We start from the raw sequence: 18,309 nt of genomic DNA, 5'->3' as shown, positions 1-18,309 counted from the left end.
CCGGATGCGTAGCGAATTGCTTGTCGACGGCAAGAACGAGCTCGGCGAAGGTTGCTACTGGGACCCGAGGGACGAGGCGCTTTGGTGGACCGATATCGAGCGAAGTTGCGTTTACCGTAGGGCACAGAATGGAGTCACGAACCGGTATCAACTTCCCGGACGAGCGGGCTTTATCCTCCCTAGGGCCGATGAAGGATTTCTGATCGGCTTTCCCAAACAGATCGTTCGCGCGAATGGCGACTTGACGTCTTTCGAGAAGTTGCACGATGTGGAAACGGATTTGCCCCAGACCCGCGCCAACGATGCGACGGTGGACCCGTTCGGGGGGGTGGTTTTCGGCACCTTCGACGAGACCCACGACATGGCTGCGCGCAGGCCCATCGCATCCCTCTACAGACTTGGCCCCGACGGAAATTTGAGTAAGCTCTTGGGCGGGGTCACCGTCAGCAACGGCTTGGCGTTCTCCCCCGACGGCGAGATCATGTATTTCGCGGATACGCACGTGGGCGTCATTAGACGGTTCCGGATCGGGGCCGACTTCTCATCCTTCAAGGAAATTTCGCCACTCGTGGATGCGGACGCAGCTCCGGGTCGTCCTGATGGTGGCTCCGTTGATGCCGAAGGCAATTACTGGAACGCCAGGGTCTGGGGCGGTTGCGCTGTTCGGTTCGACCCACAAGGGCGCATTACCGCCCAGGTCGAACTTCCCACAAAGGGGCCGACATGTGTCGCCTTGGGTGGCCCCGAATTGAAGACCCTTTTCATCACGACGCTTCGCGTACGCCATACGCCGGAGGAATTGGCAAGCTCACCGAATGCAGGCGGGATATTCCAGGCCCATATCGACGTTCCGGGACTACAGCAACGCCTTTGCGCGCTTTGAAAATCGAGAGGAGACTTGTTGGCCGGCCTTGGGCGCATCCGAACGACTATGGCATTGGCGGGCGGGCTTGCTGAAGACGTGGATGACCGACGGATCTCGACCCGGCGACTCTTTTGATATCCCGTGGCCTTTTTGCACAGCGGATGGAATTACTGACATTCCCCCAGTCGAACAGGCGCAGGAGGCATTTCGTTATCGACACGACTTCGCCTAACAGGCTGGCGCGTGCACCTTGATCGGCGCTCAGGTAAGGCCCTTGCGCATTGATGACCTCAACTCCTCGACCACCATACCGCCCCAGCCAAGCCGCTAGTAGGGTGTTTCCAGGCAGAAGCACTCCTCGGTGCATAGATATTCAATCGCCGGGCACTGCTTCGCCGACTCACCCATGCGACGGTCTGTGCTCATGATCATCGATCTACCCGACGACCACCCGAGGAACTCCACTGCGAAGCTACCACCAGCCTCCATTTCCTCGGACAGCAGGCTACATTGCCGCACCGCAACTGGTCCGGTTCGCCTTTTCGGACCGCCTCAGACCTGCTTGGCGCTAAACGCGAGGCGATAATCCCCGCCGCGGGCAAGGCCACGAGATGGTGATCCGAGCGATCGTCTTCGAAGTCGGGGCGAACTTGTCGAGGCTGAGGACCTGCATCGATTTTCCTTCAGCCAGTCCTTAGCCAGCAACGCATCTCACCAAAAACGTTCCAGCAAGTGCCGCTGACATGCACCCTTCAAGCCCCTCCACTGCATTTGAGTTGGACATCGCAAGGAAGGAACATATCGCGCTCACAAAATTCCAAACCCGCGATCTTGGAAGTCGCCAATGGTCAGCTCGATCATCCTGGCCGTCGATTTGAGTTTGGGCAACACCTTGCTTTCCAGTTCCGATGCGGAGATACGACTGATGTGCGAAGCTACGCTGATCGCGGCGACAACGCGGCCTGTCCGCTCGTGTAAGGGGACTGATATCGAAAGGGTACCTTCTTCCATTTCGTCGACGGCGGTCGCGTAGCCAGCCTCTTGTACTGCAGCAAGCGCCACCTCAAGCTTCTTCTTGTCCGTTATACTCTTAGGGCCGCGCTTCTCTAGCTGAACGCCGTCGAGCCGGCGCTCAAGTTCGCTATGCGTCAGTGCCGCAAGGAGGACCTTTCCGCTAGCCGAGCAGTGCGCCGGCAGACGATCCCCGACCCCGAGCCTTGAAGTATAGATTCGCCGCGTGGAATCTCGCACCACAAACAGGATGCTGAGATTATCAAGGACAGATATAGAGCAGGGCTCATTGACCAGATTGGCGAGGCTCACAACCTCAGGTGTAACTGCGGACCACAGGCTCATCTTGCTCAACAGGCCGCGGCCCAGCGCAAGAACCTTCGGGCTCGACGTGAAACGACCTTGGCGCTCATTGACATATCCAAGGTTTTCGAGTGTGAGCAAAATTCGCCGGGCGGAGGCACGATGGACGCCCGTCGCGGCCGCGACTTCCGACGCTGTCGACGGCGCGGGCGCTGCCGCGAGGACATCGAGACAAGCAAGGCCCCGAGCAAGTGTTTGTGCAAAGTCTTGTTTCTTGATTTCCACAGCACCCCCCGGAACAATTAGGCGAGTGTAGCATAGGAACTCTATGCGCGATAGCCGCACGGTCGCGCGAATAACGCATCAAAGCGATGGAACCCGGTCGTTCCATGATCGCAAGCGACGAAGAACTCGGCCCGGACCATTCCTTGCTCTGTCCGCCAAAGTTCCAGCCCGCGGACTGGGCACGTTTGCAACGCTCATTCTTCGAGCGGTCTCGCCGCTTGCATCACCATCCAGCTTTGTAGACACTACTCCTACCGGAACAAGAATGCTCGGGCGAGATCCCTCGCAACGCCGTCATCGCTCAACCGGTCACTCTCTACCGCTATAGGTTGAAGGGCAGCCTCAGTCCCGCGCACGGCCAATCCAAGACGGCAAGCTTCCCGGTTGCCGACAGCGTCACATAAGCTTTCTTCATATCCACCCCACCGAAACAAATATTTGTTGTGATAGGATCCGGCATCAGCTTTTGATAGCGAACCTCTCCGTCTGGTGAAATGACGGTAATTCCTCCTGAGTACAACGTGGCCACGCAGATATTCCCCTCACAGTCGATTGCAAGACTGTCGAATCCCTGGAAGCCACTCATTGTGGTGATAAGTCGTCCTCCATGGGGCGAGGGGAATGGTTCCTTTCGAATTTGACCTGGACCAGCCAGGGTAAACGCCCATAGCCTGCCGGTGTCGGTTTCTGCGACATAAAGGGTACTCTGGTCCGGCGACAGGCCTATTCCGTTGGGCGTGAGCATCCCGTATATTACTTCAGATATGGCCGATCCATCTGGCTTCGCGTAGTATACACCGCCTACATCGCGATCTCGTTCTCGCTGCTTTCCAAGGTCTGTGAAGTAAAAACAACCTGATTTGTCAAAGACAAGATCGTTTGGCCCACGAAGTCCTCGTCCATCACACGAATTATATAGAACGTCAACTCGCCCTGTTCGCAAATCTAATGTCTCTATGCGGCCACCATTGTAGTCGGTCGCCGTTCCTGAAACCAACCGATAGTTTTTAACACTCCTCCAGCTAAAGCCTCCATTGTTGCAAATGTATATCTTATCATCGGGTCCAACAGCGAGACCGTTTGGCCCTCCGGGAACGTCCGCCACGACAGAAATCAATCCGTCTCCGTGCACCTTTGTAACCGTACCGCGCTCGATTTCTACAACAAGTACTGATCCGTCGCTGAGGCATACCGGACCCTCCGGGAACTTTAGACCGCTCGCAATGATTTCAACGTCCTTCATATTCGCGCTCTTCTGTCACTCGACCGACCGGAACTGCTGTTTTGAGTCAAAAGGGTGGTTTGCCTGGGTGCGCGATAAAAACTGCAGCGTGGCAGCGCGCCGCCTACCGAAGGAGATCGACTAGATCCACACCCGACCCTAGGAGCGCACATTGCGACGGTGACTCGCGTACGTCAAGATCCGCGCATACGCGCGATTAACGCACATGCCAGAAATCGAAACCTGACCGTTTGCGGGGGGTTCCCGGCTGCCAGGCATGGGCATACGCGCCCGTATCTCGGCCAAGGACGCGCGATTATCGCGCAACTGCGCGTTTATTGACACCGCCTTGGCTTCGTGCGATTTGTTCGCCCGTAACCGGGCCAAGACAGGCCGCGCTCCTGCTTGGCGCAGCACCGGAAGGGATGCGCAATCGATCGCCGTTCGAGGCGTTCCAGTAAGAGGGAGGAGCTATCGTGATGAGGTTCGTGGCCGTTGGTGCGGCATTTCTTATGCTGAGCAGTGCTGCTCATGCCGAGCATTATCTTATGATCACACATACTCAAGGAACCGATCCGTTCTGGCCAGTCGTTGAGAAGGCAGGCAAGGATGCGGCAGCGGCGTTGGGTGTTGACTTCGAATACAAGTACGCGCCGTCGGGGGACATGGCTGACATGGCGAAGCTTATCGAAGCCGCCGCCGCCAGTAATCCAGACGGGCTGATTGTCTCGTTACCGGACTACGACGCACTGGGTCCGTCGATCAAGAAAGCCGTCGAGAGCGGCATTCCGGTGGTCACCATCAATTCCGGCCTGGAACACTCGAAGGAGGTCGGGGCCATCATGCATATCGGTCAACCGGAAAGCGTGGCGGGCCATTCAGCCGGAGAACGTGCGAAGAAGGACGGCGTTACCCATGCGCTCTGCCTGAATCAGGAGGCATTCAACACGGCGTTGGCCGATCGCTGCAGCGGCTATTTCGACGCGCTCGGCGAGAAGCTCAACATGATCGACGTCTCCTCCGATCCCGCCCAGATTAAGACCCGGACTGCCGCGGCGCTCCAGGCTGACCCCAAGCTCGATGGGCTGCTTGCAGTTGGATCACACGTCTGCGAAGCAGCTGCCGCGGCGGTACAAGATGTTGGCGCAAAAGTACATCTCGACTGCTTCGACCTTTCGCCGGGGGTGACCAACCTGATTAAAGAAGGAAAAGTCGACTTCACTGTGGACCAGCAGCAGTATCTGCAGGGATATCTACCCGTTGTGATCTTACATCTCTACAACACCAACGCTCACATGCTCCCGTTTGGCAACATTCCTTCCGGACCTGGTTTTGTTGACAAGTCAAACGCCGAAAGTGTGGCCAAATTGGCGGGCGTTACGCGCTGATTCATCAGAGAGCAACCCTAGGGAGGTCGGCCATCGGCCTCCCCAATTCGAGCGGGAGGAGACACATGGTTCAGATATCCGGCATCGCGACCGGCCGCACCGAGAGGGACCGGCTTAATAAGGGAGGGCGCCTGTCCGCGCTGAAGAGGCGTCCCGAAGTCGGCGTTTTCTTAGTCATGGCATTGGTGATCCTCGCTATCGGTATCGCGACCAGGGGCACCGCCTTCAATCCGCTCGGACTCAAAAACAATCTTTCGATCATCGCACAGTTTGGGATCATAGCGACAGGGGCGAGCCTCCTGATGATCGCCGGAGAATTTGATCTTTCCATCGGCTCTGTGATCGGCTTTGCTGGAATGTCGATGGCAATGATGCTCAAGTGGGGCCTGCCATTCGGGCTTGGCGCAGCGACGCCGATGACGGCCTTCTTAGTCACGCTCGTCATGACCCTGTTTATCGGATGGCTGGTCGGCACCATCGTTGTGCATTCGAAGCTTTCGAGCTTCATCGTGACACTGGCCTTCCTTTTCTTTTTGCGCGGTGTGACTGAAGTGAGCTTTCGAGTGATCAACCAGTCCACCCAGATTTCCGGTTTGCCTGACTTCAAGCAGCACAGCTGGATTGCTGCGGCATTCGGCGGGCAGAGTTTTCAATGGCTTTATAATCTGTGGTTTGCCCTTGGCGGCAATATCAGCCGCACTGGCGCACAGTGGGTAACGGGCCTCGATGCGAAAGTCATCTGGTGGCTCGCGATCGCTGCGGTGGCCTATGTCGTCCTTTCGCGCACGCAGGCAGGCAACTGGATCTTTGCGACCGGCGACAACCGCGAAAGCGCGCGCGCCAACGGCGTACCGGTAGATAAGGTCCGCATTTCGCTCTTCATGTTCACGGCCTTCTGCGCAACGATTTTCGCAGCCTGCCAAGTCTTCGACACCAACACGGCCGATGCGGCGAAGGGAAACATGAAGGAACTCGAGGCCGTGGCGATCGCCGTAGTCGGTGGCACGCTGATGACAGGCGGTTTCGGTTCCGTCATTGGAGTGGTGTTTGGGGCCATTACCTTTGGGCTCGTTGCGAACGCGGTCTTCTTCATCCCCGCTATCGACGGCAGCTACTATCGCGTTTTTGTCGGCGTAGTGTTGCTCCTCGCGGTTTTCCTTAACGAGAGTGTTCGCAAGCGTATCACAGGAGGGCTCTGAAATGGCTGAGCCGCTTATTCGTGTCCGGGACTTGGTAAAGCAGTTCGGACCGTTCACCGCGCTGAACGGGGTAAACTTGGAGGCTTACGCTGGAGAAGTGCATGCGCTGCTAGGAGACAACGGCGCGGGAAAATCGACGCTGATCAGGATCTTGAGTGGGGTCCACCAGCCAACCAGTGGACAGATATTCGTCGAAGGCAAGGTGGTGGGCTTCCGTTCGCCTCGCGACGCCAGCCTCGCAGGCATTGGCACCGTCTACCAAGATCTCGCGCTCAACCCCTTAATGAGCGTCACACGCAACTTCTTCATGGGTCGTGAAATCTATCAGGGACCTCGGCCATTCGGTTTCTTGCGAATGAATGAGATGGACCATGTCACCCATGACGAGATGATCAAGATCGGCATAGATATTTCAGATCCGCAGCAGGCAGTCGGCACGATGTCGGGAGGCCAGCGGCAAACGCTTGCAATAGCACGCGCCATTTACTTCGGCGCAAAGGTTCTCGTGCTTGATGAGCCAACTTCGGCACTCGGGCAAAAACAGCAATTGCAGGTGTTAAAGACGATATCACGGGTACGCGCCCGAGGCGATATCGCCGTCATCTTCATCACTCACAATGAACTCCACGCTCAGCTTGTCGCTGATAGATATACTTTCCTCTCGCTGGGCGAGGTGATCGGCGAGGGAACTAAGACAGATCTTAAAGGTCCGCAAATTCGCCGCCTGATGGCCGGAGGCGCCGAAATCAGCGATCTCGAGAAGGAACTGATCGAAGCGATGTGACCAACCCGCCTGGTCAATGCAAGTCCTTGAGAACGATGGAGGGGTAACTCGCCTTGGTGAATCCCAAGCTCGCAAATTCCACACATGCGATGGTAACTCTGGGGCTATCAGCTGGCCTCCTCGAACTGGACAAGGCTGGCACGGAGCCCAGGGTGGAGTGTATTCTTCTGGGGATTATGGAGGCGCTCGATGTCGTGGGAGAACAAAGCATTCGAACACTCCGACCATACCTGGTTCCCAGGACCTTGCACGCCGTGCGCTCTTGATCTGCGACCGAGGGCGGACAGCAACAGGGTAGCAGTGTCGCGGGTCGGGGTGGCGTAGCCGATCCCTGTTGCTGTGAGATCGGCTGTGAACAGCAAGTGCGACGTATCCTACGAGAAATGAGGGCGCCGGAAAAGTCGGCAGCCCAGACGCTTCGGCAGGCACCACCCAGACCGAAGATGAAGCGTCTCGTTGAGAAGCAGAGGGGCGAGTTCTATATCCGTGTTCAGAACGCAAGGTTAGGAAAATTGAAGAAGCTCGCGGCGTTGTTTCGAGCAATCTTTCCAGCTAAGCGCTCGGCGTCGCTGGCGGCAAAATATCCATTGGCGACTTTTTCCTCAAGAACGTCACAGGTTAGATGTCTTATTTTCTGCATAGCGCCATAGGATTCCTCAATATGAAGACAATCGCCACCAAGCATTATCCGAGTCTCATCCGGTAGAACTTCAATCGCTTCATGTAATGCAAGCTTGAAGTGCGACGGGCTCAGTAGGGGCGCCCAGCAAACGTCAAGCCAGACATTCCTGTAGACAAACGCGAGCCCGAGCAAATCGCGGCTCCACGGATAGGCGAAATGCATCAATAGAAAGCGTGTACGAGGATGTCTCTCTATAAGGCCAGCAACGTTCAGCGGGTGGGATCCGCGGATGATGGCGGTGCCAAGGTGGGTCTGCACAGGCAGATCGTGCTCAGCTGCACAGCGGCACAACAAATCAACGATAAAATCGCTGAAAGCTTTTTTCTCTTCTGGTGATGGGGAAACCTTGCCCCAGGCCTGACGCGCGAGCAGTTCGTCGGGTTCGTCGAAATTAAGATCACGGTCGTATGCAAGCGCATTCTTGAGGGCGACCTGATTGCGGCTGGCACATCCGGCGACCAATTCCCGCAATGCAGTGCAATAGTCGTCAAACGACTTTACTTCCATGCCGGCGAGCCGGAGAAGCGAATGCGCACAATTTCCATTGTGACAGCGAGATTCCGGGTTCCACCCGACTGCAAACGCATTGATGCGCAGCACCGAGTCGTACTCCGCACCTAAAGTCTCCCGCGCGTTCAACATAGGGTCCAGATAGGGATCCGTTATGATCCGTTCAATTCCTGCTCGTCTTATTACTCTTCTGAGCCACTGTGGGTCGCGATGGTGCGAACGTACAGCCGCATCGATAGCTTCAAAATTGTCGCGGGTAATGGCAGTCTGGTCGGGATCGTGGAGTTCAAGGATTCCGTACACAAGATTACGAACGAAAGCGTTAGAACCGCTATGTTCCAAGTAGGGAGCCAGCGCTTCCCACGACGTGGGCACTGGCACGCTTGGGTCTTCGTTAGCAGGTGGCTCGGACGGCAGGCGATAAGCGCGCATCTTCGTCCAGCTTGCGTAACTTTCGCGGAAAAGCCGGCTAAGCGAAACCTCCTTGCTCCCGAATATTTGGGGCAAGTGATGCTCGTGCACGTCGATCGTGCCCGTGGCGTGCATAAGCTCCCGCAGAGAATTTAACATCCGAGACATCCCTTCATTGCCGGCGAGTCAGGACTTGCAGTCGGCGGCCTCAGGTCTCCTCGGCGCCCTATTCGAAATCATCAGGTGGCGAGATCCTCACGGCCCGCTACTCTGAGCGCTGATCACGAAAGGTAGATAAACTCGCCACTGCCCATCTGTCAACATTACGCACTTATGCGCGTTAATCGCACACTTGAGTCACGACTGACGACCGGATGCTATGAACAGGAAGCCTCAATTCAGCTATGCGAGGCTAACCACGGATGCCGCTCGTCCCGGCTAAATCGCGGCTAGAATCTGCCTCGGGCCGGGCGCGTCGACATCTACCGCGAACAGCCCGCCTGCCTGCGGCGTCTCGGCGAGTTCCGAGGCGCCTGCGAACGCAGTCTTGATCCTGACCGAGTCCGGCACGGGTCGCAGGGCGCGGGGTTGGCGGTAGCGTGGCCCCGGGAAAGGGCATGGCCAGGGCGGCTAGACCAGCTTGGCGCTTAGAGCCAACAGGAAGGCGTAAAACCGCCGCAGGTAAGGTGCATTACGATATCCGATAATATTGCACTATCAGATACTTAAGGTAACATCCGTCATCTGCACGTGCGCAAATGCTCTCATCAGTCGTTTAACATTGCTCAGATCAATATCAGCAGCTATCACGCCTTACGTTTCCTTCTTCGGGGGAAGAACCAACTCAACATGACTCACGCCGAGAGCCTGGGCTAACTCGTATAGCGTGATGATGGTTGGATTGCGCTGACCTTGCTCCAACTTACTGAGATATTGCTGACTGAAGCCCGACCGTGCTTCCATGTCCTCCTGCGTCAGGCTTCTTTCCTGTCGCAGACGAGCGAAGTTTTGCCCCACGAGCTTGCGCATATCCATGCGTCGGAGGTTGGCGCGCGCGGCTCCGTAAGTTTATCAACTATAATATGTTAATTGTGCCCGACCTGAACAAACTTGCATAAGGTCTCTAAGGAAGCCCACAGAGGCAAACGACCTTGTCAATCCGATTAAGCGCTCCTCGCGTCATCGTCCTCGGGTCCTGCCGACAGGCTAATGAATCGCTCTTTGCGCCTTGGCACGCATGTATTTCACCCGAGTTCAGCTCAGCGATGGTGCGTGTTCACATACCGATGCGATCGCCAACAGGCTCATTCGGCAAGGTGGACAGATAAAGTGAGGCATAGATGTAGCCAGTCGTGCGCTCGAGGCGACCGTCGCAACCTTGGTCCAACATGGCTGCCAGAAGGCCGCGTTGCTCGGTGCTGGTTGAGAACCGACGTTGACGCGCGACCAACATTTTCCGTGTCCGCAGGCCATGGCTCGCAAGCACGTTGTTGATGCCGTCATAGGGGTACGAGTGCATGACAAACGCTGCGACCCAGGGATGCGACGCGGCGGTGGCTTGATAGATGCGCCCGAAGGTGCGCTCGGTGGCGTAGCCCACGCAACCCGTTGAGATAATGATGTCGGCACCTTCGAGGGCCCGCATCTCGGCGGCCGTGGGATCCGACCCCTCCATGTCTGTGGTCACGATGGCATCGACCAAGCCGACTGAACGCGCATACCGGGCTGCGCGCTGGCTTGGATCGACACCGATAATCCGGATGTCTGCCCCAAGATCTCTGCTCTCGAAAAAAGCGCGATGATCGGCGCTTAGCCTACCGCTCAAGGGCCCCTCGATCGCAGTGTAGGCGGCATAGAGGTCATCCAGGTTCATATCGGTGCGTAGCAGCGCTGCGTTGATGCCATAGGAGCAGCCCACATCGACAATCTTAAGATGATCTCTTTGACGGATGGCCCGATAGCGCTCCAGAATCGCCAGAAACACGGGCTTCGCCCGATCCGGAATGATGTAGTCGAGCGCCAGATGCGCTTTGATATAGCGATGTGGCCAATCGCGATTGTAGCTACCTGAAAAGTCGTGTTTCGCGACATGGACCTTCCCTGCGGGGGGCAAATTGGGTGTCACCATCGATAGCCTCGTTGTGGGACATGCTTATGGCCCAAGCTTGAGCGCCAGCGAACGAACATGCAAACTACATTGTAGAATATATTCGCTCCTCCAATGACTTAGAACCTTTCCGACAACCGGTATACCGGCTCGCGCTGTCGGTATTCCGTCGTTGACAATACATATTATAATATGTAATAGAACCTCATCGGGAGGTCGCTTCATGTCATTGAGCATCGAACGTCAGGCGCCATCGCCGCGCCAGCGCTTTGCCGCCATCCATCAGACGCTGCGCAATCGGATATGCTTGCTGATCTATCCCCCCGGGGCAGCCCTCAGCGAGGCGGAACTCGCCCGTGAGTTCGGGGTCAGCCGCACACCGATGCGGCGCGTGATGCAGGCTCTCGAGAACGAGGGCCTGATCGAAACCACTCCCAGTGTCGGCTCGATGGTCACGGCCGTCGACCTGCGGGCTCTGCGCGATGCCTACGCGTTGCGCATCAAGCTGGCGGAACTGCTCGGCGATCTCAGTCCGGCAACCAATTTCACTGGCACCATCGCATCGCTGCGCGAGCTGGCCGCAGAATGCACCCCGTTGATGGTCAACCATGACGTCCAGGCGCTGGCTCAGATCAGTCATCGACTGCAGGACGAAATCCTACAATTGTCCGGCAATGCCGAGTACCGGCTGATTTCCGAGGTCCTCTATTACAAGACCATCAGGGCCTATCTGCAGATCCTGCCCGACCTCAGCTGGGCGCCCGAGGTCCTGGCCCAGGCCGAGGAGATCGGGGAGATTGTCGCATCGCTCGAAGCCGGCGACGTCAAAGCCGTGGGGTTTATCCGGCGCAATCACATCGCCCGAACGCTCAATCGCATCACCAGCTTCGTGCTGGGCGAACGTGATTGAGGGAGAAAGCAGATGACACAGGGTGTCGACTTCCCACAAGGCGATGCAGGCCCTCTTAGGGCGGAGCCCGTCCTCTTGCGCGGTATCAGCAAGAGCTATGACGGCAGCGCAAATGTCGTCGATGCGCTCAATCTCGATGTGGGGGCCGGCGAGTTCCTCACCATCCTCGGTCCGTCCGGGTCGGGCAAGACGAGCATCCTGATGATGCTGGCCGGCTTCGAGCGCCCTAGCGCCGGTTCGATCCGAATTGGAGAGCGCGACGTTTCGATATTGCCGCCCCACAGGCGCAATATCGGTATGGTGTTCCAGCACTACGCGCTTTTTCCGCATCTGACGATTGCGCAGAATCTCGCTTATCCGCTCCAGGCCCGGCGCTGGGCGCGCCAGGATGTCGCCGAGCGTGTCGAATGGGCCCTTTCTTTGGTGCGTCTGACGGCGATGGGAAGTCGGCACCCAAGTCAGCTGTCAGGCGGCCAGCAACAGCGCATCGCCCTCGCCCGCGCCCTTATCTACAATCCGCAGCTCGTGCTCATGGATGAGCCGCTGGGTGCTCTCGACAAGCAGTTGCGGGACCAGATGCAGGACGAAATCATCCGGATCCATCGCAAGCTGGGTCCTACCATCATCTACGTAACACACGATCAGGGCGAAGCCCTGTCCCTGTCGGACCGGGTCTGCGTCTTCGAGGGCGGCCGCATTGCCCAGATTGGCGCGCCAACCGATCTTTACGAGGCGCCGACAAATGCCTTCGTGGCCGGTTTCCTGGGCGAGAACAATGCGATCGGCGGGATCTTTTTGTCCTCCGATGGGGATCGGTGTCATGTGCGGCTCAAGGGCGGCGAGATCGTCTGCGCGATCAACATCGGCAACGGGAGTTATGGCGAGCCCGTTTCGCTCGCCATACGGCCAGAACGGGTGAAGGCCGTCCCGGAGGGCAGCCCAAATGTTCTCCATGTCGAGGTCATCGACGCCACCTATCTGGGCGACAGCCACCGGGTCCGATCGCGTGCGAGCGACGGCACAGAAATCATCTGGAAACTACCCAATTGCGGGGGCCAGGCCCTGCCCACGCCGGGAGAGACAATAAGATTGGGCTGGCGCACGGAAGATGCGCGCGCCTTTCCAGCGCCTCGCATCTGAACAAGAAACCATACATCTGGAGGTTCAAATGAACTGTCGTCCGACAGCATGGGTATCCTATTGCCTATTGGTCATGGTCTCAACGGCGCCGGCCCATGCCGGCGATGCGCTCACCGTCGCCTCCTATGGTGGTCAGTACACAGAGAGCCAAAGCAAGGCGCAGTACCAGCCGTTCACGGCAAAAACCGGAACTGCCATCCAGTCGGTCGACTACAATGGAGGGTTGGCGGAACTGATCGCGCAGGTACGATCAGGAACGGTCAGTTGGGATGTCGTCGACGTCGAACAACAAGACCTCGCAAAAGGGTGTGCCGACGGATTGTTCGAGAAAATCGACCAGGCCGCCCTGCCAGCCGGAGCCAACGGCGTGCCGGCCCCCGCTGACTTCCTGCCGGGGGCCCTCCAGCCATGCGGCGTCGGTTCTGTCGTCTGGTCGAATGTCATCGCCTTCAACCAGACGGCCTTCCCTCAGGCCAAACCAAGGACGTTGGAGGATTTCTTCGACCTGAAGGCCTTTCCAGGCAAGCGAGGCCTGCCCAAGCGCCCCAATGCCTTGCTCGAATGGGCGCTGATGGCCGATGGCGTGCCAGCCAAGGACGTCTATGCGACGTTGTCCACGGCACAAGGCCTCGATCGGGCCTTTGCCAAGCTCGACACCATCAAGGACCAGGCGGTGTTCTGGGAGACCGGAGCGCAAATGATTCAGCTCCTGGCCGATGGCGAGGTCGCCATGTCGACCGCCTATAATGGCCGCGTCCAGGGCGCCATCAGCGACGACAAGAAACCCCTGGCCATCATCTGGGATCGCCAGATCTGGAATGCCGACTACTATGCGGTGGTGGCAGGCACCAAGAACCGCCGGAGCGCCCAGGCGTTCGTCGCCTTCGCAACTGGAACCGAACCGCTCGCGACGCAGACACGCTATCTGACCTACGGGCCCGTGCGACGGTCTGCCCAGGCACTCGTCGATCCTTCACTCGCACCCGAGTTGCCCACCGCGCCCGGGAATTTTCAAAGCGCCCTACCCTTCGATGCCAAATGGTGGACGGACCATGGTGACGTCGTCAATGAACGCTACGCGGCGTGGCTGGCGCAATGAAGCTCACACGCACGACCCGAACGGGCTGGCTTCTGGTCCTGCCTCTGTTGGCTTTCATCCTCGTGACCTTCATAGCGCCGATCGCGCTCATGCTCTTGCGTAGCGCCTACGACCCGGAACTGGCGGAGCTCATGCCCCGAACACGGGTGGCACTGGCAGTTTGGGACGGCGCAGGGATGCCGCCAGCCACGGCATTTGACGCCGCCAGAGACGATCTGGCGACGAGCGCCCAGCAAGGGACGACGGGCCGGCTAGTTCTGCGTCTCAACCGGGAAGGGTTAGGCCTTGGACCACTCATCGAAGCGACTTGCGCGGCCCTGCAGACCCGGCCGACCGCGCAATTAGCCAATCTAGATCCACAATGGCAATCGCGAGCGGTGTGGCAGGTGCTGGCGAGCCAGACGCAAGTCTTCACCGCCACGCATTTCCTCAATGCCTTTGATTTCAAGGTAGATGCGGATGGCAGCGTCGAGCCCCAGGACTCGAGCCGCCGGATCTATGTTGCCCTGTTTCTACGCACGCTTGGCGTCGCGGCGACGGTGACGGTCTTGTGCGCCCTGCTGGGCTATCCGCTCGCGCACGCGATCACCCGGTCAGGGCCCCGCCTGAGGCTGGTCCTGCTTTTTACCGTCATGCTTCCCTTCTGGACGTCGCTGCTGGTGCGGGCCACGGCCTGGATCGTTCTTCTTCAGCGCAAGGGCGTTCTCAATGAAATGCTCGTCGCCGCTGGTGTTCTGCGCGACAATCAGAGGCTGGAGCTCATCTACAATCTGACCGGCACCATCATCGTCATGGTGCATGTCCTGTTGCCCTTCTTCGTACTGCCTTTGTATTCGGTGATGGTCGGCCTGCCAGACGCCTATGTCAGGGCGTCAGCCAGCCTGGGTGCGCGGCCTCTTTATACATTCTGGCGGGTCTATTTGCCCTTGACCTTTCCAGGCATCGCCTCTGGAAGCATTCTCGTCTTCGTGCTGTCGCTTGGCTACTATGTGACGCCGGCGCTGGTGGGCGGCCGGACTGGGCAGCTGATTTCCAACCAGATCGCATTTCATATGCAGCAGAGCCTGAACTGGGGCCTGGCCGCGGCACTGGGCAGCGTGCTGCTCGCCATCGTCATCATGATCGCACTGGCGCTGCCGCATCTGACCCGGCGGGGGGGACTCAGCGTATGAACCGCTTCACCTCGATCATGCTGTGGATCTTCTCGAGTGCCGTCTGTGCCTTTTTGATCGTGCCGGTGCTAGTGGTGATCCCGCTTTCCTTCAATCCCGAGCCCTACTTCTCGTTCACGCGCCGGATGCTCACGCTCGATCCGGATGGCTGGTCCTTGCGGTGGTATCGCGACATTGCCCTCAATCCGCAATGGCGCCTGGCGTTCCGCAACAGCCTCCTGATCGCGGCGGTGGTGACACCGGCGGCAACAGCCCTGGGCACGCTGGCGGCCTTCGGCCTGCGCCGTCTGCCTTCGCGCCAGAAGGGCGCCGTCGTTATGATTTTGTCGTCACCGCTCATTGTTCCGATCATCATCTTCGCGACCGGCAGCTATCTGTTCTTGGCGCCTCTCGGACTGACCCAATCGTTTGCCGGCATCATTCTGGCGCATACAGCGCTGGCCTCGCCCTATGTCGTGGTGACGGTCGGCGGCGCATTCGCCAACTTCGACGAACGCCTGCTGCTGGCTGCCTCGATCCTGGGTTCCAATCCCATTGGAGCCTTCTGGAAAGTTACCCTGCCGCTGATGGCCCCTGGCATCCTGGCCGGCGCATTGTTTGCCTTCATCACTTCGTTCGATGAGGCCGTGGTTGCCTTGTTTCTGGCCGGCTACGACCAGAGGACAGTGCCCCTCCAAATGTGGTCAGGCGTGCGTGATCAGCTGAGCCCCGCCGTTTTGGCCGCGGCGACGTTGCTCATCGCGGTGGTTGCGCTTGTGATGGTGGCAATCGCCCTGGTCCGAGGCACCCTTTCTCCTGGGAGGGCGCCTTGATCGCTGTCCCCTCACCCTTGCAGGTGGACCTTCTGGAGGCCGTGTCGATCGCCTTCGCGGCTTATGCCTGGGATCGAAGCGACCTTACCCGTCTGACGGCTTCGTCCGGCAGCGGCCTGGTCTCTCCGGCTCAAGATCTTCTGCTCGCTGCGCAGATCCTGGCCAATCTCGATTTTGGCGTCGTGGCCATTCCACATCGCCTGCTTGGCGCGAGGCCCGGTGATGAATAAACCTCTCCCTGTTTCGCTTCGCGACATCCGCAAGGACCTGCGTGCTGGTGTCTTGCATGCCGAGGAACTGGTTGGGGCCTCCCTCAATCGAGCCCGGCGTCGGAACCATCAAAGCCACGCCTATATCTCGCTCTCGAACCATGCCGCGATCGAAGAAGTGAGAGCTCTTGCAGGTCGCGAAACCGCTGGCCCCTTATTTGGCATTCCCTATGCCTGCAAGGATGTGTTCGACACCACGGACATGCCAACGACGGCAGGGTCGCTGGCCATGGCCGATTATCGCGCCACTCAGGACGCACTCGCCATTCAGCGCCTGCGGGCATCGGGTGCGATCCTGATCGGAAAGACCAATCTGCACGAATTCAGCTATGGCATCACCGGCGAGAACGCCGCCTTCGGCACGCCGCCCAATCCCTACGACGACACCCGGATTGCGGGTGGATCCAGCAGCGGATCGGCCGTGGCGGTGGCGCAGGGGAGCGCCGTCTTTGCGCTTGGGACCGACACCGGAGGATCCATCCGCGTGCCCGCCGCCTTGTGTGGTCTGGTGGGACTGAAGCCGACGATGGGTCTAATCGAGGCCAAAGGCGTCATTCCCTTTTGCTGGTCGCTCGACCATGTCGGCCTGATTACCAGATGCTGTGCCGATGCAAGCGACGTGCTTCAAGTTCTGGCCGGTCGTGAAGCATCCGCTGAGCGGTTGACTGCGCTCGGACATGGCACGGAAACCGCAGCGCTCCAGGGGCTGCGCATCGGCGTCCCTCGCCCCTATTTCTTCGATGATGTCGATCCCGAAATTGGCAACGCCGTCGATGACCTCCTGCTGCGATGCCGGGATCTGGGTTCCGAGTTGGTTGCCCTGCCAGCGATCGACATGGCTCATGTTCGCACCGCCTCGCTTGTCATCCAACTCGTCGAAGCCTTTGCGTGGCATAAGCCCCGGTTGAAAATACACGCTGCGCTCTACGGCGAAGACGTTCGCGACGGTCTCCTCCAGGGGCAGTTCATACTCGCCGAGCACTATGTGCAGGCCTTGCGTTTCATGGAGGTCAAACGGCTCGAGATCGAGCATTTGTTCCAGAATATCGACGTCATCGTGGCACCGACGACCCCCATCGTAGCGCCTCGACTTGGAGCCCGGATTGTAACGGCCGGCATAATTGAAGAGCCGGTTGGCCAGGCGCTGACCCGTTTCACTTGCCTTTTCAACCTCACCGGCAATCCATGCCTATCCGTACCGGTCGCCCGCAATTCCGCTGGATTGCCGATCGGCCTGCAACTCATCGGCCCGTGTTTCGCGGATCGTAGATTGCTGACGATCGGGCAGGCGCTGGAACAGGCCGGGTTGGTGCGATGGCATGCGCCTGACAACTTCTCCGTCGACGATGAAGCTTCTTCCTCAGGTGCTCAACAGGTCGCCTGATCGTCGCTCATGACCAAATTCGCCAAGTCTTTCAGATCAGACTGATAGGCGCTTCCAAGCACGTGGCTCACGATATGAGGAAGCGCCTTAGCAAAAAGCCGGGAGAACCCACCGAAGGTCTCCAGCGCCATCGACCGATCCTGTTGCTGCACGGCCTCGGTCAGGCCCGCATAGGCTTGACGAAGCTTGCCCCCGATGCGTCGACTTTCGAAGGCACGCAGGCGAATGTGATGGGTTTGCTCGCATAGTCGACGAATGCAGACCGGTATCGTGCTCTCTCCCATCGTGGCGCCAAGCGTCTGGAACAGGCATTCCGCTTCACATGCGAGATTGCGAGGGGCAGAACGTCTTTTCTGCCCAGCATCAACCATACCGGCATCAGCAACCTCCCCAAGGCGCTGGCAGCGCGCCAGATCGGCTCCCTCGAGACAATGGCGCACCATCATCTCGAGCATCATGTTGTTTTCCACGATGTCCTGAAGGCGCAGTTCCCGGGCAAAGAACCCCCTCGCCGGCACCGCATTGACCAATCCCTCGGCGTAGAGCTGCGTCAACGCCTCTCGCACCGGCGTATTGGACACCTTGAGAAGCCCGGCGATCACGCCGATCGGCAGGTGTTGACCTGGCTTGAACCGATAGTGCAACGCTTGTGTTCTCAGCGTCCCATAGACCCGACCACGCCGCTTGCCCCCGACGCCCCCGTTTGACGATAGCGCACGGGGCACGGCAGTCCTCCTTTTCACTCAAAACGATGTC

The 18,309-nt window shown here is 58.6% G+C and carries 17 protein-coding genes; 11 read left to right on the top strand and 6 right to left on the bottom strand.

Annotation, left to right across the window (positions count from 1 at the left end):
- The first annotated feature begins 4 nt into the window (after positions 1–4).
- Positions 5–883, top strand: coding sequence for an SMP-30/gluconolactonase/LRE family protein (locus ACMDCR_RS09995; protein ID WP_413992382.1), 879 nt, complete (start codon positions 5–7; stop codon positions 881–883).
- A 789-nt stretch (positions 884–1,672) separates the two neighbouring features.
- On the opposite strand, the gene ACMDCR_RS09990 is transcribed toward ACMDCR_RS09995, so the two are convergent.
- The gene (locus ACMDCR_RS09990) at positions 1,673–2,464 is read right to left on the bottom strand and encodes an IclR family transcriptional regulator C-terminal domain-containing protein (RefSeq protein WP_413992381.1); all 792 of its coding nucleotides are present in this window, start codon (positions 2,462–2,464) and stop codon (positions 1,673–1,675) included.
- A gap of 322 nt (positions 2,465–2,786) precedes the next feature.
- Positions 2,787–3,707: an SMP-30/gluconolactonase/LRE family protein gene (locus tag ACMDCR_RS09985; RefSeq protein ID WP_413992380.1), complete on the bottom strand. Its 921-nt coding sequence runs from the start codon at positions 3,705–3,707 to the stop codon at positions 2,787–2,789.
- Between the two features lie 458 nt (positions 3,708–4,165).
- On the opposite strand from ACMDCR_RS09985, the gene ACMDCR_RS09980 reads away from it, so the two are divergent.
- The 3 genes from ACMDCR_RS09980 to ACMDCR_RS09970 all read left to right on the top strand — a co-directional run bounded on the left by ACMDCR_RS09980 (position 4,166) and on the right by ACMDCR_RS09970 (position 7,057).
- Positions 4,166–5,074 (top strand): sugar ABC transporter substrate-binding protein, encoded by a 909-nt coding sequence (locus tag ACMDCR_RS09980; RefSeq protein ID WP_413992379.1) that lies wholly within the window; start codon positions 4,166–4,168, stop codon positions 5,072–5,074.
- 65 nt (positions 5,075–5,139) lie between these two features.
- Positions 5,140–6,273, top strand: a complete 1,134-nt coding sequence (locus ACMDCR_RS09975) for an ABC transporter permease (RefSeq protein ID WP_413992378.1) — start codon at positions 5,140–5,142, stop codon at positions 6,271–6,273.
- Position 6,274: 1 nt separating this feature from the next.
- Positions 6,275–7,057 (top strand): ATP-binding cassette domain-containing protein, encoded by a 783-nt coding sequence (locus ACMDCR_RS09970; RefSeq protein ID WP_413992377.1) that lies wholly within the window; start codon positions 6,275–6,277, stop codon positions 7,055–7,057.
- Positions 7,058–7,547: 490 nt separating this feature from the next.
- Here the strand turns inward: ACMDCR_RS09970 and ACMDCR_RS09965 are convergent, their stop codons facing one another.
- From ACMDCR_RS09965 to ACMDCR_RS09955, 3 genes are all read right to left on the bottom strand, one after another.
- Positions 7,548–8,819: an amidohydrolase family protein gene (locus ACMDCR_RS09965; protein WP_413992376.1), complete on the bottom strand. Its 1,272-nt coding sequence runs from the start codon at positions 8,817–8,819 to the stop codon at positions 7,548–7,550.
- Positions 8,820–9,473: 654 nt separating this feature from the next.
- Positions 9,474–9,695, bottom strand: a complete 222-nt coding sequence (locus ACMDCR_RS09960; protein WP_413992375.1) for a helix-turn-helix domain-containing protein — start codon at positions 9,693–9,695, stop codon at positions 9,474–9,476.
- Positions 9,696–9,936: 241 nt separating this feature from the next.
- Entirely contained in the window at positions 9,937–10,788 is an 852-nt protein-coding gene (locus tag ACMDCR_RS09955; RefSeq protein WP_413992374.1) for a hypothetical protein, read from the bottom strand.
- Between the two features lie 202 nt (positions 10,789–10,990).
- On the opposite strand from ACMDCR_RS09955, the gene ACMDCR_RS09950 reads away from it, so the two are divergent.
- The 7 genes from ACMDCR_RS09950 to ACMDCR_RS09920 are packed head-to-tail and all read left to right on the top strand — an operon-like array spanning position 10,991 to position 17,553.
- The gene (locus ACMDCR_RS09950; RefSeq protein ID WP_413992373.1) at positions 10,991–11,677 is read left to right on the top strand and encodes a GntR family transcriptional regulator; all 687 of its coding nucleotides are present in this window, start codon (positions 10,991–10,993) and stop codon (positions 11,675–11,677) included.
- Between the two features lie 12 nt (positions 11,678–11,689).
- Positions 11,690–12,817, top strand: coding sequence for an ABC transporter ATP-binding protein (locus ACMDCR_RS09945; RefSeq protein ID WP_413992372.1), 1,128 nt, complete (start codon positions 11,690–11,692; stop codon positions 12,815–12,817).
- 28 nt (positions 12,818–12,845) lie between these two features.
- Positions 12,846–13,916, top strand: coding sequence for an ABC transporter substrate-binding protein (locus tag ACMDCR_RS09940; RefSeq protein ID WP_413992371.1), 1,071 nt, complete (start codon positions 12,846–12,848; stop codon positions 13,914–13,916).
- The gene (locus ACMDCR_RS09935) at positions 13,913–15,088 is read left to right on the top strand and encodes an ABC transporter permease (RefSeq protein ID WP_413992370.1); all 1,176 of its coding nucleotides are present in this window, start codon (positions 13,913–13,915) and stop codon (positions 15,086–15,088) included. The genes ACMDCR_RS09940 and ACMDCR_RS09935 overlap by 4 nt, the downstream gene beginning before the upstream one ends.
- Positions 15,085–15,900, top strand: a complete 816-nt coding sequence (locus ACMDCR_RS09930; RefSeq protein ID WP_413992369.1) for an ABC transporter permease — start codon at positions 15,085–15,087, stop codon at positions 15,898–15,900. Before ACMDCR_RS09935 ends, ACMDCR_RS09930 begins: the two co-directional genes overlap by 4 nt.
- Positions 15,897–16,130 carry a hypothetical protein gene (locus ACMDCR_RS09925; protein ID WP_413992368.1) on the top strand — a complete coding sequence of 78 codons (234 nt, stop codon included), beginning with the start codon at positions 15,897–15,899 and terminating at the stop codon, positions 16,128–16,130. Before ACMDCR_RS09930 ends, ACMDCR_RS09925 begins: the two co-directional genes overlap by 4 nt.
- Positions 16,123–17,553: an amidase gene (locus tag ACMDCR_RS09920; protein ID WP_413992367.1), complete on the top strand. Its 1,431-nt coding sequence runs from the start codon at positions 16,123–16,125 to the stop codon at positions 17,551–17,553. The genes ACMDCR_RS09925 and ACMDCR_RS09920 overlap by 8 nt, the downstream gene beginning before the upstream one ends.
- On the opposite strand, the gene ACMDCR_RS09915 is transcribed toward ACMDCR_RS09920, so the two are convergent.
- Entirely contained in the window at positions 17,538–18,278 is a 741-nt protein-coding gene (locus ACMDCR_RS09915; protein WP_413992366.1) for a GntR family transcriptional regulator, read from the bottom strand. The two genes, ACMDCR_RS09920 and ACMDCR_RS09915, sit on opposite strands and share 16 nt — an antisense overlap.
- Positions 18,279–18,309: the final 31 nt, after the last annotated feature.

The sequence above is a fragment of the Labrys okinawensis genome (assembly GCF_047345005.1).
In the GTDB taxonomy this organism is placed as follows: Bacteria; Pseudomonadota; Alphaproteobacteria; order Rhizobiales; family Labraceae; genus Labrys; species Labrys okinawensis.
Note: the sequence above shows the minus strand (reverse complement) of the source record. Positions and strands in the feature narration are given on the sequence as shown.

Coding starts and splice junctions, on each gene's coding strand:
- ACMDCR_RS09965 (WP_413992376.1), bottom strand. CDS start 8,819: ATGTTAAATTCTCTGCGGGAGCTTATGCACGCCACGGGCACGATCGAC.
- ACMDCR_RS09950 (WP_413992373.1), top strand. CDS start 10,991: ATGTCATTGAGCATCGAACGTCAGGCGCCATCGCCGCGCCAGCGCTTT.
- ACMDCR_RS09945 (WP_413992372.1), top strand. CDS start 11,690: ATGACACAGGGTGTCGACTTCCCACAAGGCGATGCAGGCCCTCTTAGG.
- ACMDCR_RS09955 (WP_413992374.1), bottom strand. CDS start 10,788: ATGGTGACACCCAATTTGCCCCCCGCAGGGAAGGTCCATGTCGCGAAA.
- ACMDCR_RS09975 (WP_413992378.1), top strand. CDS start 5,140: ATGGTTCAGATATCCGGCATCGCGACCGGCCGCACCGAGAGGGACCGG.
- ACMDCR_RS09995 (WP_413992382.1), top strand. CDS start 5: ATGCGTAGCGAATTGCTTGTCGACGGCAAGAACGAGCTCGGCGAAGGT.
- ACMDCR_RS09940 (WP_413992371.1), top strand. CDS start 12,846: ATGAACTGTCGTCCGACAGCATGGGTATCCTATTGCCTATTGGTCATG.
- ACMDCR_RS09985 (WP_413992380.1), bottom strand. CDS start 3,707: ATGAAGGACGTTGAAATCATTGCGAGCGGTCTAAAGTTCCCGGAGGGT.
- ACMDCR_RS09930 (WP_413992369.1), top strand. CDS start 15,085: ATGAACCGCTTCACCTCGATCATGCTGTGGATCTTCTCGAGTGCCGTC.
- ACMDCR_RS09980 (WP_413992379.1), top strand. CDS start 4,166: ATGAGGTTCGTGGCCGTTGGTGCGGCATTTCTTATGCTGAGCAGTGCT.
- ACMDCR_RS09960 (WP_413992375.1), bottom strand. CDS start 9,695: ATGGATATGCGCAAGCTCGTGGGGCAAAACTTCGCTCGTCTGCGACAG.
- ACMDCR_RS09970 (WP_413992377.1), top strand. CDS start 6,275: ATGGCTGAGCCGCTTATTCGTGTCCGGGACTTGGTAAAGCAGTTCGGA.
- ACMDCR_RS09920 (WP_413992367.1), top strand. CDS start 16,123: ATGAATAAACCTCTCCCTGTTTCGCTTCGCGACATCCGCAAGGACCTG.
- ACMDCR_RS09935 (WP_413992370.1), top strand. CDS start 13,913: ATGAAGCTCACACGCACGACCCGAACGGGCTGGCTTCTGGTCCTGCCT.